The sequence below is a fragment of the Protofrankia symbiont of Coriaria myrtifolia genome, assembly GCF_900634755.1.
In the GTDB taxonomy this organism is placed as follows: Bacteria; Actinomycetota; Actinomycetes; order Frankiales; family Frankiaceae; genus Protofrankia; species Protofrankia coriariae.
This window is the reverse complement of the sequence record NZ_CAAAFS010000305.1, coordinates 3,160-15,523: the sequence shown is the minus strand read 5'-3', so window position 1 is coordinate 15,523 and position 12,364 is coordinate 3,160. Positions and strand designations below refer to the sequence as shown.

The 12,364-nt window shown below is 71.4% G+C and carries 10 protein-coding genes; 6 read left to right on the top strand and 4 right to left on the bottom strand.

The window, feature by feature from the left end; genetic code table 11:
- Positions 1–91: 91 nt before the first annotated feature.
- Positions 92–1,906, top strand: a complete 1,815-nt coding sequence (locus CM1CMNOD_RS17265; RefSeq protein ID WP_131774088.1) for a sensor histidine kinase — start codon at positions 92–94, stop codon at positions 1,904–1,906.
- Positions 1,907–1,951: 45 nt separating this feature from the next.
- Here the strand turns inward: CM1CMNOD_RS17265 and CM1CMNOD_RS17260 are convergent, their stop codons facing one another.
- Both CM1CMNOD_RS17260 and CM1CMNOD_RS22540 read right to left on the bottom strand, forming a co-directional pair.
- A complete protein-coding gene (locus tag CM1CMNOD_RS17260; RefSeq protein ID WP_013874868.1) occupies positions 1,952–3,877 on the bottom strand; it encodes a serine/threonine-protein kinase in 1,926 nt (641 codons plus the stop codon).
- Between the two features lie 26 nt (positions 3,878–3,903).
- Entirely contained in the window at positions 3,904–4,059 is a 156-nt protein-coding gene (locus tag CM1CMNOD_RS22540; RefSeq protein ID WP_157491043.1) for a hypothetical protein, read from the bottom strand.
- 110 nt (positions 4,060–4,169) lie between these two features.
- On the opposite strand from CM1CMNOD_RS22540, the gene CM1CMNOD_RS17255 reads away from it, so the two are divergent.
- On the top strand, positions 4,170–4,883 hold the full coding sequence (locus CM1CMNOD_RS17255; protein ID WP_131772806.1) for a Crp/Fnr family transcriptional regulator: 714 nt from the start codon (positions 4,170–4,172) through the stop codon (positions 4,881–4,883).
- 263 nt (positions 4,884–5,146) lie between these two features.
- Here CM1CMNOD_RS17255 and CM1CMNOD_RS17250 read toward each other — a convergent pair whose 3' ends face one another.
- Entirely contained in the window at positions 5,147–5,914 is a 768-nt protein-coding gene (locus tag CM1CMNOD_RS17250; RefSeq protein WP_013874866.1) for an IclR family transcriptional regulator, read from the bottom strand.
- A gap of 145 nt (positions 5,915–6,059) precedes the next feature.
- Between CM1CMNOD_RS17250 and leuC the strand changes: the two genes are divergently transcribed.
- The 3 genes from leuC (at position 6,060) to CM1CMNOD_RS17235 (ending at position 8,669) form a co-directional block, all read left to right on the top strand.
- Positions 6,060–7,457, top strand: a complete 1,398-nt coding sequence (gene leuC, locus CM1CMNOD_RS17245) for a 3-isopropylmalate dehydratase large subunit (protein ID WP_013874865.1) — start codon at positions 6,060–6,062, stop codon at positions 7,455–7,457.
- A gap of 91 nt (positions 7,458–7,548) precedes the next feature.
- Positions 7,549–8,166, top strand: coding sequence for a 3-isopropylmalate dehydratase small subunit (leuD, locus tag CM1CMNOD_RS17240; protein WP_013874864.1), 618 nt, complete (start codon positions 7,549–7,551; stop codon positions 8,164–8,166).
- 206 nt (positions 8,167–8,372) lie between these two features.
- On the top strand, positions 8,373–8,669 hold the full coding sequence (locus tag CM1CMNOD_RS17235) for an HU family DNA-binding protein (protein ID WP_013874863.1): 297 nt from the start codon (positions 8,373–8,375) through the stop codon (positions 8,667–8,669).
- Positions 8,670–8,925: 256 nt separating this feature from the next.
- Here the strand turns inward: CM1CMNOD_RS17235 and CM1CMNOD_RS17230 are convergent, their stop codons facing one another.
- Entirely contained in the window at positions 8,926–11,139 is a 2,214-nt protein-coding gene (locus CM1CMNOD_RS17230) for an RNA degradosome polyphosphate kinase (RefSeq protein ID WP_043603972.1), read from the bottom strand.
- Between the two features lie 324 nt (positions 11,140–11,463).
- Between CM1CMNOD_RS17230 and CM1CMNOD_RS17225 the strand changes: the two genes are divergently transcribed.
- Entirely contained in the window at positions 11,464–12,336 is an 873-nt protein-coding gene (locus CM1CMNOD_RS17225; RefSeq protein WP_347176565.1) for a transglutaminase family protein, read from the top strand.
- Positions 12,337–12,364 lie beyond the last annotated feature (28 nt).

The window sequence follows — 12,364 nt, the reverse complement described above, 5'->3', positions numbered from 1 at the left end:
GTCTACTAGTCCCAGGTAGGCATGCTTGGCATGGCACACCATCCTTGACGGCCATGGTGCGTCCGATGGTGATCGGTGCAGGATAGCCCGGATGTCCTCCGCGGCCCCTGTACCTGACCGGGCGCGGCGTCGCCACGGTGGTGCGCGCGCCGGCCGGGTTCGTCGTGTCGATTTGTCGGATTCCGGCAGCCGGTCCGCGGCGGTGGATCCCGCGAGCGTCACCAGCAAGATCGGCGAGGAGCTGCTGGAGTGGATGCCGCACGGGCGCGGCCTGCCCACCGAGGACTGGGTCGCCCGGCACCGGCTGCTGGTCTGGGTCCTGGCCGTCCACCTGCCCGCGATCGTCGTCTACGCCTGGTGCCAGGATTTCCGGATCTGGCAGGGTCTGGCCTCGACCGCCCCGTCCGCGGTGCTGCTGGGCGCGGCCGTCATGCCGGGTGTGCGCCGGCTGCGGGCGCTGGCCACCAGCCTCGGGCTGCTGTGCAGCTCGGTGGTGTTCGTCCACCTCTCGCACGGGCAGACCGAGGTGTACTTCCACTTCTTCGTGGTCGTGGCCCTTATCGCCCTGTACGAGGACTGGACGGTCTACCTGCTGGCGATCGCGTTCGTGTTCGTGGCGAACGGCGTGGTGGGCGACCAGATCGTCATGGCCGAGCGCACCGGGTCGTCCTGGGTGTTCGCCGCGGTCAGCGCGGCGTTCATCTGCGCGCTGGCGGCCGCGCAGATGATCTTCTGGCACTTCAACGAGCAGGCGCGGCGGCGGGCCGAGCACTTCCGGGCGCAGCTCTACGAGGGACAGCAGAGCCTGATGGCCCGCCTGGAGGAGACCGACCGGATCCGCAGTGACCTGGTCGCCACCGTCTCCCACGAGTTCCGCACGCCGCTGACCGGCATCCGTGGGACCCTGCTCACCATCAAGCGCCGGCGGGACAGGATGTCCCCGGCGCAGCTCGACGACATGCTCGACTCGGCGGTCAGCTACTCCGACCGGCTGTCCCGGCTGCTGGAGAACATGCTCACCGCGGCGACGGCCACCGGCACCGAGGAGAACAGCGTCGCGGATCTCCCCGAGGTCGTCAACGAGGTCCTCGCGACCCTGTCCTACACGCCGACGACGGCCGCCAACGTCACCGTCGACGTCCCGCCCAACCTGCCCGTGCGGATGGCCCGGCAGGCGTTGCACCAGGTCGTCGCGAACCTCGTCGACAACGCGCTGGTGCACTCCTGGCCGGGAGCGCCGGTACGGCTGATCGCCGGACGGGTGGGCGACGAGGTGATCCTGCGGGTGCGCAATCCCGGCCCCGACCTCGACCCGGCCACGATCCGCCAGCTCTTCGAGCCGTTCACCCAGCGGGACGGGACGGCCACCCGGGAGACCGACGGCGCGGGCATGGGCCTGTACGTCGTGCGGCGCCTGGTCGAGGTCCACGGCGGGCGGCTGCGGATGGCCTCCGAGGACGGGGAGATCATCGTCGAGGTCGACATGTGGGCGGCGGTGCCTCGCCAGGGCGCGGTCGACCCGCGGCCTTCGGCGGGAGTCCGGGCGGCTTTCGACCGGTCCGCGGTGGGCGCTCGCGTCCCGCAACGGCCCACGCTGCCGCTGGCCCGCGAGTTCGGCCGCCACACCCGGCAGGGCCTGCGCCCGGGGGAGAACGGCCGGCCAGGCCTGCGTTCCGGTGAGGATGCCCGCCTCGACCTGTGGTCCGGTGAGAACGTCCGGCCGGGGCTGCGGTCGGGCGAGGACCCCGAGCCGGGCCTGCGGTCGTCGTCGGGGGACGATGCTCGGTCGGGCCCGCGCGCGGGCGAGGAGACCCGCTCCCGGGCCGCCGAGGAGTCCCGGTCAGGTCTGCGGGCCGCTCCGCCGCTGTGGTCGAACCGGCCGCGCCCGATCGACCGTTCCGGCTGACCGACGGCCGTTACGGCTGGCCGGTGTGACGGCCAGCCTGGGTGATCAGCAGTTGTTCGCCTGCAGCTTCAGGCTCACCGGCTTGCTTCTGCCGTAGCTGGTCCCCGGCGCGACCGACTGGGTGACGACGGCCCCGATCTGTTTCGAGTTCAGGCACTCGTACACGTAGGGGATGTTGGTGAAGCCGACCTTCTTGAGGGTCGCCGCGGCGTCGTCCAGCGTCATCCCGACGACGTTCGGCACGTTCGAGCAGTCGTTGGCCTGCAGGTACAGGCGTACCGCGGACGTTGTCGCGACCCGCGTGCCGGCCATCGGGTCCTGGCGCACCACATTGCCGACGTCGAGGGAACGGTAGCAGTCGTACACGTAGGGGATGTCGCTGAAGCCGGCCCGGCGCAGGATCGTGGAGGCGCGGCTGAGCAGCGTGCCGCGGACGTCCGGTACCACTGCCTGGGAATCCGGCGACGATGTCGGGGGCGGCGCGGAGCTCGAGGCAGCAGGCGGCTCGCCGCCAGTGCTGGTCGGCTCGCCGTCCGGTCCGGGGCCGGCCGGCGCCGTGGCGTCCGTGGGAGGCGGCGCGGCCGTCGGCACGGAAGCGACGGACACAACTGGTGACGGTCTGGTGGCGGCCGGACCGGCCGCAGCCGCGGTGTTCGGTACCGCTGCCGGGGCGGTGACCGGGGATGTCGTGCGGCCGCCCCGGTCACCGTCACCGCGACCGAGGCCGGCGGCCAGAGCCCACGACCCGGCGCCTACGAGCACGGCAGCCGCGACACCGGCCGCGACCAGGACACCGGCGCGGGCGGACCGCGTCCGCGGGTGTTCCCCCACCGGCGGCGACGACTGTGCGGCCAGCTGTGCCGCTGCCGACTGCCCCGGTGGTGGCTGCCCGACCGATGGCCGTGCCGCCGGTGGGACGGCCGGCCCGGCGACGGCGGTCCGGGTGTACTCCGACTCGTCCTTGTCCTCGTGCTCTTGGCCCGCCACGTACGCGGGGGATGCCGCCGTCGGTGAGAGCAGGGTCGCCGGGTCGTCGTCCTCGTCGGGCGGTTGCCGCGAGGCGACCACGACTGTCGCGTCGGGATCCGCCGGGGTCCCGCCGTCCGGCGGCCCAGCCGCCTCGAAGGCGTGGCCGTGCCGCTTCTTCCCGTCGGCCAGCGCGGCCCGCAGCTCCAGGCGGGCCGTCTCCGCCGTGGCGGGCCGCTCCGAGGGGTGTTTGGCCAGCAGGTGACACACGGCGTCCCACAGCGGTCCGTCGATCCCGTCGATCGGCGGTGGCGCCTCGAAGGCATGTGCCCGGATCATGGCGATCGGGTTCGGCGCGACGAACGGGGGCCGGCCTGCCAGCAGCTCGTAGAGGACGACACCAACCCCGTAGATGTCGGCGGCGGGGCTCGCCCGGGTGTGCTCGGCGAGTTCCGGCGCCATGTACATCGGCGTGCCGATCGCGACGCTAAGCCTGGTCATGGACGGGCTCTGGGTCAGCCGGGCGATGCCGAAGTCGGTCAGCATGGCCCGGGCCGGCCCGCCGCCGCTGGTGTCGACGAGAATGTTCGCCGGCTTGACGTCCCGGTGGACGACGCCGGTGGTGTGGACGACGGCCAGGGCCGAGAGCACCTGCCCGACGAGCCGGACCGCTTCGGCGGGCAGGAGCCGGCCGTGCGCGCGCAGGTAGCCGCGCAGGTCCGTCCCGTCCACGAGGTCCATCACGATCGCGAGGGTGCTGCCCTCGGCGACGATGTCGCGGACCTTCACCAGGTGCGGGTCGTCGAAGGCCAGCAGGACCCGGCGCTCGCGCAGGAAGCGGTCGACGATCTCCGGGTCGTCGGACACCTCGGGTCGCAGGATCTTGACCGCTACCAGCCCGTGGTCGCCGGTGCCGTCGTCGACCCGTTCGCCCCGCCAGACCTCGCCGCTGGCACCCCTCCCGAGCGGCTGGTGCAGGACGTAGCGGGAACCCAGCCTGCGCATCGCCGGTGCTCCCCCCTGTGCACGCATCAGCCGTGGTACATCCGGCCGGGATGCCCGGTCGGGACACCCGGCCAGACACCGTGGTACAGGCCCGGTGACCAGGACCTTATGACGGAAACGCCACTAGCGGGCAGGAGATGCTCGCGCAGTCCGTCGATCATTGCGGAAAGTGTGAGGATCATGGCGGTATGGTGTCGCGGCGCTGTACCGGTGGCCGCCTCCGTTTTTGTACCCGAGCAAAAAGGTACTCTGCGCCACCAGCTCTGTGACAGAAGGAAACACGTGACCGCAGGTGACACGGACGGGCGTGGGCATGCTCGGCGGTGAACGCGAACACGCCCAGATGAGCCCGCGGGACCGGCTCGCGCTCGAGGCGCTCGGGATGGTCCGACACTACGGGCAGGGCGACGTCCTGTTGCGGGAGGGCGACCGGGCCGACCTGGTGATGATCGTGCGGACCGGGCGCGTGAAGGTCGTGACCGTCGCCGAGAGCGGGTACGAGACCCTGCTCGCCCACCGCGGCCCCGGTGATCTCATCGGTGAGATGGCGGTCATCGACGGCGGGACCCGGTCGGCGTCGGTCGTGGCGGTGGAGTCCGCGCAGGTGGTCGTCGTGTCCGCCGAGGCGTTCCGGACGTTCGTGGCCACCCATCCCCAGGTCGTACGGGCCCTGGTCAGCTCGATCACCCGGCGGCTGCGGGAATCCGACCGGCGCCGGTCGGAACTGGGCGCGTACCCGACCGGCATCCGCCTCGCCCGGCACCTGCTCGAGCTCGCGCACCGGCACGGGGACAGGCATCCGGACGGCAGTATCGCGATCACACTGCGCGTGACACAGCGTGACCTTGCTGCCGCCATCGGATCGTCCCGGGAGTCCGTTGGCCGGGACCTGCGGACCTTCCGGTCGGACGGGCTGATCGCGAACAGGGGACGGACGCTCGTCGTCCTGAACGTTGCCGCGCTGCGAGCGTTCGCTTATGGCGAAAGCACGGGCCGTCAAATGTGACGAATGACGTCGTCGGGTCCACCTGCCGCCCACTACGACAGGTATGGGCGGGAACGCCTTCGTCCGAGGTGCTCACGAGCTGCCCACGAGGCGTGGACGTTCTCACCCCCGGTGACCCGACGAGGCCGGGTCACGCCGGCCGCGCCAGGTTGGGCGGAGCCAGCCCGCGGCGGGTACAGGGGGTCCGCCGCGGGTACTGGAAGGCCGCAAGCCGCTACCCCGCCTCGACGAGCGGGCCCAGGGCCACCGGTGGGACCGGCCGCTCAGCCGCTCAGCCGCTCAGCCGCGGCGGCGACGGCGGCCCCGTGACGCTGGCCGGGGGAGCGGGTGAGTCGTTCGACCGGGCCGGACAGGGACAGCGCCGCGACGACCCGACCGGTGGCGTCGCGTACCGGGGCCGACACCGACGCGAGCCCGGCCTCCCGCTCGCCGACGCTCTCGGCCCAGCCTCGCCGCCGCACCCGTTCCAGGGTGGACGCCCCGAAGACCGCGCCCGCCGGCGGTTCCGCCGCCCCCGCCGGCGCGCCCTCGGCCCTGCCCACGGTCCCGGTCGTGGGCAGGGCGCGGGCGTCCCGGCCCGGGAACGGGTCCGCGCCGAAGGCGAGCAGGACCTGCGCGCCGGAGCCGGCGGTCATCGGCAGCATGGTCCCGACCGGGACGGTGTCGCGCAGGCCGCTGGCCCGCTCGGCGGCGGCCACGCACACCCGCACGTCCCCGCGCCGTACGTAGAGCTGGGTGCTCTCCCCGGTGGTGTCCCGCAGGTGCGCGAGTACCGGCGCGGCGGCGGCCAGCAGGGCCCACGGCAGCGGTGCCGCGCCGCCGGCGGCCAGCCGCGGGCCGGGCACGAACCGGCCGCTGGGGTCGCGTCCGACCAGCCGGTGCACCTCGAGGGCGACGGCCAGGCGGTGGGCGGTCGCCCGGGTCAGCCCGGTACGGGCGACCAGGTCGCCCAGGGAGGCGGGGGAGGTCTCCACCGCGGTCAGCACAAGGGCCGCCTTGTCCAGCACACCGACTCCGCTAAGCTGTTCCACACATTGATACTGCCATCCCAAATAATGAGATGCACGGGGGCGTACGAAGTTTCGGATGGCCCGGGTCAGTGATCCGCACCGCATGTTCGTCACCCCGCCCGGCGCTGCCGGACGGGCCCGAGAAAGCCACCTGAAGGAGTGGGCCATGGGGCGCACACTCGCGAGGAAGGTCTGGGACGCCCACGTCGTCCGGCGTGCCGACAACGAACCCGACCTGCTCTACATCGACCTGCATCTCGTCCACGAGGTGACCAGCCCGCAGGCGTTCGAGGCGCTGCGGCTGGCCGGCCGGCCCGTCCGCCGCCCGGATCTGACCATCGCCACCGAGGACCACAACGTCCCGACCGCCGACACGTTGCTGCCGATCGCCGACCCGGTCTCAGCCGCCCAGGTCGAGGCCCTGCGCAAGAACTGCGCCGACTTCGGCGTCCGGCTGCACCCCATGAACGACCCCGGCCAGGGCATCGTCCACGTCGTGGGCCCGCAGCTGGGCCTGACCCAGCCGGGCATGACGATCGTCTGCGGTGACAGTCACACCTCCACCCACGGCGCGTTCGGCGCGCTCGCCTTCGGCATCGGCACCAGTCAGGTCGAGCATGTGCTGGCCACCCAGACGCTGCCGCAGCGCCCGCCGAAGACCATGGCCGTCACCGTGGACGGGGCGCTGCCGGCCGGCGTGACCGCCAAGGACCTGATTCTCGCGATCATCGCCCGGATCGGTACCGGCGGTGGCCAGGGCCACGTGATCGAATACCGGGGTGAGGCCATCCGGGCGCTGTCCATGGAAGGCCGCATGACGGTCTGCAACATGTCCATCGAGGCGGGCGCCCGCGCCGGCATGATCGTTCCGGACGAGGTGACCTTTGCCCACCTGCGGGGGCGCCCGCACGCCCCGGCCGGGGCCGCCTGGGACGAGGCGGTGGCCTACTGGCGCACCCTCGCCACCGACGACGACGCCACCTTCGACCGCGAGGTCGTCATCGACGCCGCCGAACTCAGCCCGTTCGTCACCTGGGGTACCAACCCGGGGCAGGGCGCGCCGCTGGCCGCCCGGGTCCCCGACCCGGCCGACTACGCCGATCCCGCACTGCGGGCCTCGGTCGAGCGGGCCCTGGCCTACATGGCGCTCACCCCGGGCACGCCGCTGCGTGACGTCGCCGTGGACACGGTGTTCATCGGCTCCTGCACCAACGGGCGCATCGAGGACCTGCGGGCCGCCGCCGAGGTCCTGCGCGGGCGGCGGGTCGCCGACGGGGTGCGCGTACTGGTCGTCCCGGGTTCGATGGTGGTGAAGGCCGATGCCGAGGCGGAAGGGCTCGACGAGGTCTTCCGCGCCGCCGGGGCGCAGTGGCGCAGCGCGGGCTGCTCGATGTGCCTCGGGATGAACCCGGACACCCTGCGCCCGGGGGAGCGCAGCGCGTCCACGTCCAACCGCAACTTCGAGGGACGCCAGGGGCCCGGCGGCCGCACCCACCTGGTGTCGCCGGCCGTCGCCGCGGCCACCGCCGTCACCGGGCGGCTGACCGCCCCGGCGGACCTCTGACCCCGCGGCCGGCCATCCTGGCCGGTCCTCGTGACCGGCAGCCCGGCCGGCCCCCGCGACACCTCACACCGACGAAGGGAGCGCACTCGCGATGGAGGCGTTCACCACCCACACCGGCCGGGCGGTGCCGCTGCGGCGCAGCGACGTCGACACCGACCAGATCATCCCCAGCGAGTGGCTGAAGCGGATCGAACGCACCGGCTTCGGTGCCGGGCTGTTCTCCGAGTGGCGGGCCGACCCCGCGTTCGTGCTGAACAACCCCGTCCACGCCGGTGCCACGATCCTGCTCGCCGGCCCGGACTTCGGTACCGGCTCGTCCCGTGAGCACGCTGTGTGGGCGCTGCAGGACTATGGGTTCAAGGCGGTGATCTCCGCCAGGTTTGCCGACATCTTCCGTGGTAACGCTCTCGGTAACGGGCTGTTGGCCGTCGCCCTGCCCGCCGCGACGGTCGAGGCGCTGACCAGCCAGGTCGAGGCCGACCCCAACATCGAGATCACCGTCGATCTGGGCGCTCGCGAGGTGCGCGCGCCCGGGCTCGTCGCGGCCTTCGACATCGACGACTTCACCCGCTGGCGGCTGCTGGAGGGCCTCGACGATGTGGGCCTGACACTGCGCCACCAGGACGCCGTCACCGCCTTCGAGGCTACCCGGCCCGGCTGGCTGCCCACCACCGTACCGGTCCCGGCAGGAGTCAGCGAAAAACATTGAATGTTACGAAACGTAGTCCATCGGCGGATCGCCGGCATCCTCCCGATGGCATCGGATGATCTAGAAGGGCCGCTGACGTGCATGTTTGTGTCGCGCGACACGCGCACGGGAATTGCCCTAACCGGTGGACATGCCTACGGTGCAGCGCAGTGTGATGCCCGATCTGCTCCCTACCCCGCGCCCGCGGGGGGCGTCCGGAGGTTGTTGTGAACAAGTCCCAGTTGGTTGATCGAATCGCTCAGCAGATCGAGGGCGGGCGGTCGAACGCGACCAAGGCCGTCGATGCCGTCTTCGACGCGATTCAGGAGGCCGTCTCCGCCGGTGAGAAGGTGACCATCACGGGGTTCGGTGTCTTCGAGCGCGTCGAGCGGGCGGCTCGTACCGGTCGTAACCCCGCGACGGGTGAGCCGGTGCACGTCGCCGCCTCGGTCGTGCCGAAGTTCCGGCCCGGTTCGGAATTCAAGGCCAGCGTCTCCGCCAGCGAGGATCCGCAGGACAACTGAGCACCAGGACCACCGGCCTCGGAGGTCCCGCGAAGTTGGCTCGGCACCACCGAAGGCTGTGTGATCATGGAGTGATTGCGCAGCTGGAGGCTGAGAAAGTTGGCACTGCCGAAGGCTGTGTGATCATGGAGTGATTGCGCAGCCGGAGGCTGAGAAAGTTGGCACCGCCGAAGGCTGTGCAAGTTGGCAGAGCCTCCGGTCGCGCGGTCATTCTGTGATCGCGCGACCGGAGGCTCCGGCGGGTTGTCCGCCGTGGTCAGGCGTGCGCCGCCCGCCGGGGCGGCACGCCCATCAGGTCGTTCTGGTAGTCCGACAGGGGCTGCCCGTCCGGGTCGATGGCCCGACGGTACCAGGTCCCGTCCGGCCGCAGAATCCAGGCTGCCACGCTGTCGGAGAAGGCGTGGTCGAGCATGGCCTTCAGCGGCCCCTGCTGGGACGGCTGCGCGACCCGTACCAGCGCCTCGATCCGGCGGTCGAGGTTGCGGTGCATCATGTCCGCGCTGCCGATCCAGCACTCCTGGATCGCGGTGAACTCCAGCACCCGGCTGTGCTCCAGGAAACGGCCCAGGATCGAGCGGACGTGCACCGTCTCCGACAGGCCTGGCACGCCCGGGCGCAGCGCGCAGATCCCGCGGACGAGGCACTGGACGGGCACGCCCTCGCGGGAGGCTCGGTACAGCGCGTCGATGACCTCTTCGTCGACGAGGCTGTTCACCTTGATCCGGACGCCGGACGGGTGGCCCCGGCGCGCCGCCTCGGTCTCCTGCTCGATGCGTTCGATGATCCCGTTCCGCATGAGCTGGGGGGCGACCAGCAGCGAGCGGTACTCGGTCTGGCGGCTGTACCCGGTCAGGACGTTGAACAGGTCGGTGAGGTCGGCGCCGATGTCGGGGTCGGCGGTGAGCAGACCGAGGTCCTCGTACAGGCGGGCGGTCTTCGGATTGTAGTTGCCCGTCCCGATGTGGCAGTAGCGCCGCAGCCCGCCGCGTTCCTGGCGGACCACCAGGCATGTCTTGCAGTGGGTCTTCAGCCCGATCAGCCCGTACACGACATGGCAGCCGGCCCGCTCCAGCTCACGGGCCCACCGGATGTTCGCGGTCTCGTCGAACCTGGCCTTGATCTCCACCAGGACGACGACCTGCTTGCCGGCCTCGGCGGCGGCGATCAGCGCGTCTACGATGGGGGAGTCACCCGAGGTCCGGTACAGCGTCTGTTTGATGGCCAGCACGTGTGGGTCGGCGGCGGCCTGTTCGATGAAGCGCTGCACCGAGGTGGTGAACGAGTCGTAGGGATGGTGGACGAGCACGTCGCCCTCGCGTAGCGCCGTGAAGAAGTCGACATGATCGTCGGAGGGCACCAGTCGCGGGTGGGTCCGCCGCACGTGCGGCCGGTCCTTGAGCTCCGGGCGGTCGAGTTCGTAGAGCGCCCACAGCACCGACAGGTCGAGCAGCCCGCGGACCCGGACCACCTCGCGATGGGTGACCTCAAGTTCGCGCATCAGCAGGTCGAGCAGGTTGTCGTCGACGTCGTCACCGACCTCGAGGCGGACGGCCGGGCCGAACCGCCGGCGGGCCAGTTCGCGTTCGAGGGCCTGGAGGAGGTCCTCGGCCTCGTCCTCCTCGACCTCCAGGTCGGCGTTGCGGGTCACCCGGAACAGGTGGGAGTCCACCACCTCCATGCCGGGGAAGAGCTGCGAGAGGTGGGCGGAGATGACTTCTTCCAGCGGGATGAAGCAGACCTCGTGGTCGTCGTCGCCCAGGTCGTGCGCGAGGTGGTGGCCGCCCACGCCCGCCGGGGGCTCCGGGATGACCCGGATCAGCCGGGGCACGTTCTGCGGGACCTTCACGCGGGCGAACCGGTCGCCATCCCCGCCGGGGTCACGTACAGTGACTGCAAGGTTGAGGGAGAGTCCGCTGATGTAGGGGAAGGGGTGCGCCGGGTCGACCGCGAGCGGGGTGAGGACGGGGAAGATCTGCTGGTGGAAGTAGTGGTGCAGCCGGTCCTTCTGCCCGTCGGTCAGGTCGTTCCACAACTGGATGGTGATGCCCGCCTCGGCCAGAGCGGGGATGACGGCGTCGGTGAAGCACCGCGAGTGACGCTCGCCGAGATCGGCCGCGGTACGGCTGATGAGGTCGAGCTGTTCGCGCGCGGTGAGGCCGTCGGCGGATAGCACCGCGAGCCGGGTCGCCTCCCGGCGCATCAGGCCCGCGACCCGGACCATGTAGAACTCGTCGAGGTTGCTGGCGAAGATTGCCAGGAACTTGGCGCGTTCAAGCAGCGGGACGCTCTCGTCCTCGGCGAGTGCCAGCACTCGCGCGTTGAAGTCCAGCCAGGACTTTTCCCGGTTGATGAACCGATCATTTGGAAGATCTGACGGTACCGGCGGCCGGGGTGCTTCCAGCGGTTCGAGCAGGGCGCTTCGCGGTTTGCGCTGCGGTTGCTCAGATCGGTTCACCACCAGCTCTGTCATGCCCTCGATGGTGCCAGTTCGTTGGGGACGAGGCAGCCGGGTGGGGCGATTAGGACCGGCGCAACTCGTCTGGGATGAGGCCTGGACGAACGCAATGTGTAACGCTCATGAAATGCGTTCGGGTGAATATCGTAGCGTGGGGGAAACATCCTGTGGCTCGGGGCCGGCGGACGCCGGAGCGTGGCGGTGACGACCGGGGCGGTACCGGCGCAGCCGGTGCGTGCGTAACAGGTGACACAGGCAGCTTTGTTGCGCACAGTGCCGGACGGTATGCTTTCCGCTAGTGAAATGGACGTCGATCCGGCGGACTCGGCGATCGTGTCAGTGACTTATCGTGTTCGGCAGCGGTTCGGTTACACCTATGACGGTCCGGCCTGGCAGCTGGCGCACCGCCTGGTCGTCGTCCCCCCGCGCCGGCATGGTGACCAGACGGTGTGCGCGTACCACCTCGCCGTGTCCGACCCGACGGCCACCGTCACCTGGGAGCGCACGGTCGACGGCTCCCAGGCAGCGCTGGTGCGGCTGGACACCGTGCCACGGCGGCTCGACTTCGACGCCACGGTCGTCCTCACCCGCACCGCCGGGGCCGGGCCGCCGACGCTGCCGGCGTCCGCGCTGACCGGCCGCAGGCTGCTCACACCCACCCCGCTGACGGCGCCCGACGCCACCATGATCGCGGCAGCTCGGGCGCTGGCCGTCCCCGACCCGCTCGAGACCGCGTTGCGGTGCTGCGCCTGGGTGCACCGCAGGATCGGGTACGCGGGCGGGAGCACCGACGTGACGACCACGGCCGCGCAGGCCCTCGCCGGGGGACGCGGGGTCTGCCAGGACCACGCGCACGTCATGCTGGCGCTGTGCCGGGCCGCGGGCGTGCCGGCACGGTACGTCTCCGGCCACATGATCGGTGAGAGCGCCTCACATGCCTGGGTAGAAGTGATCGTCCCCGCGGCCACGGGGACGATCGGCGGCGGGGCGTGCGCGGTCGCGCTCGACCCCTGTCACGACCGGCTGGTGGACCGGCGGTACGTGACCGTGGCCACCGGCCGGGACTACACCGAGGTGGCACCCACGTCCGGCTCCTATCGCGGGCCGGGCCGTGGCACCCTCACCACACGCCAGCGGGTGGACGTCATAGGAGCGGACCTTGTCGGGACGGGCACCGGCACCGCCGGGCCCGGGCCCGCGGCCATGGTCTGATCCCCGCCGCGAGCCGCGGCAGGGCCGG

What these genes read in the sequence shown, in the direction of transcription:
- leuC (WP_013874865.1), top strand. Translation starts at nt 6,060, where the DNA reads ATGGGGCGCACACTCGCGAGGAAGGTCTGGGACGCCCACGTCGTCCGG.
- CM1CMNOD_RS17260 (WP_013874868.1), bottom strand. Translation starts at nt 3,877, where the DNA reads ATGCGCAGGCTGGGTTCCCGCTACGTCCTGCACCAGCCGCTCGGGAGG.
- CM1CMNOD_RS17230 (WP_043603972.1), bottom strand. Translation starts at nt 11,139, where the DNA reads ATGACAGAGCTGGTGGTGAACCGATCTGAGCAACCGCAGCGCAAACCG.
- CM1CMNOD_RS17265 (WP_131774088.1), top strand. Translation starts at nt 92, where the DNA reads ATGTCCTCCGCGGCCCCTGTACCTGACCGGGCGCGGCGTCGCCACGGT.
- leuD (WP_013874864.1), top strand. Translation starts at nt 7,549, where the DNA reads ATGGAGGCGTTCACCACCCACACCGGCCGGGCGGTGCCGCTGCGGCGC.
- CM1CMNOD_RS22540 (WP_157491043.1), bottom strand. Translation starts at nt 4,059, where the DNA reads ATGATCCTCACACTTTCCGCAATGATCGACGGACTGCGCGAGCATCTC.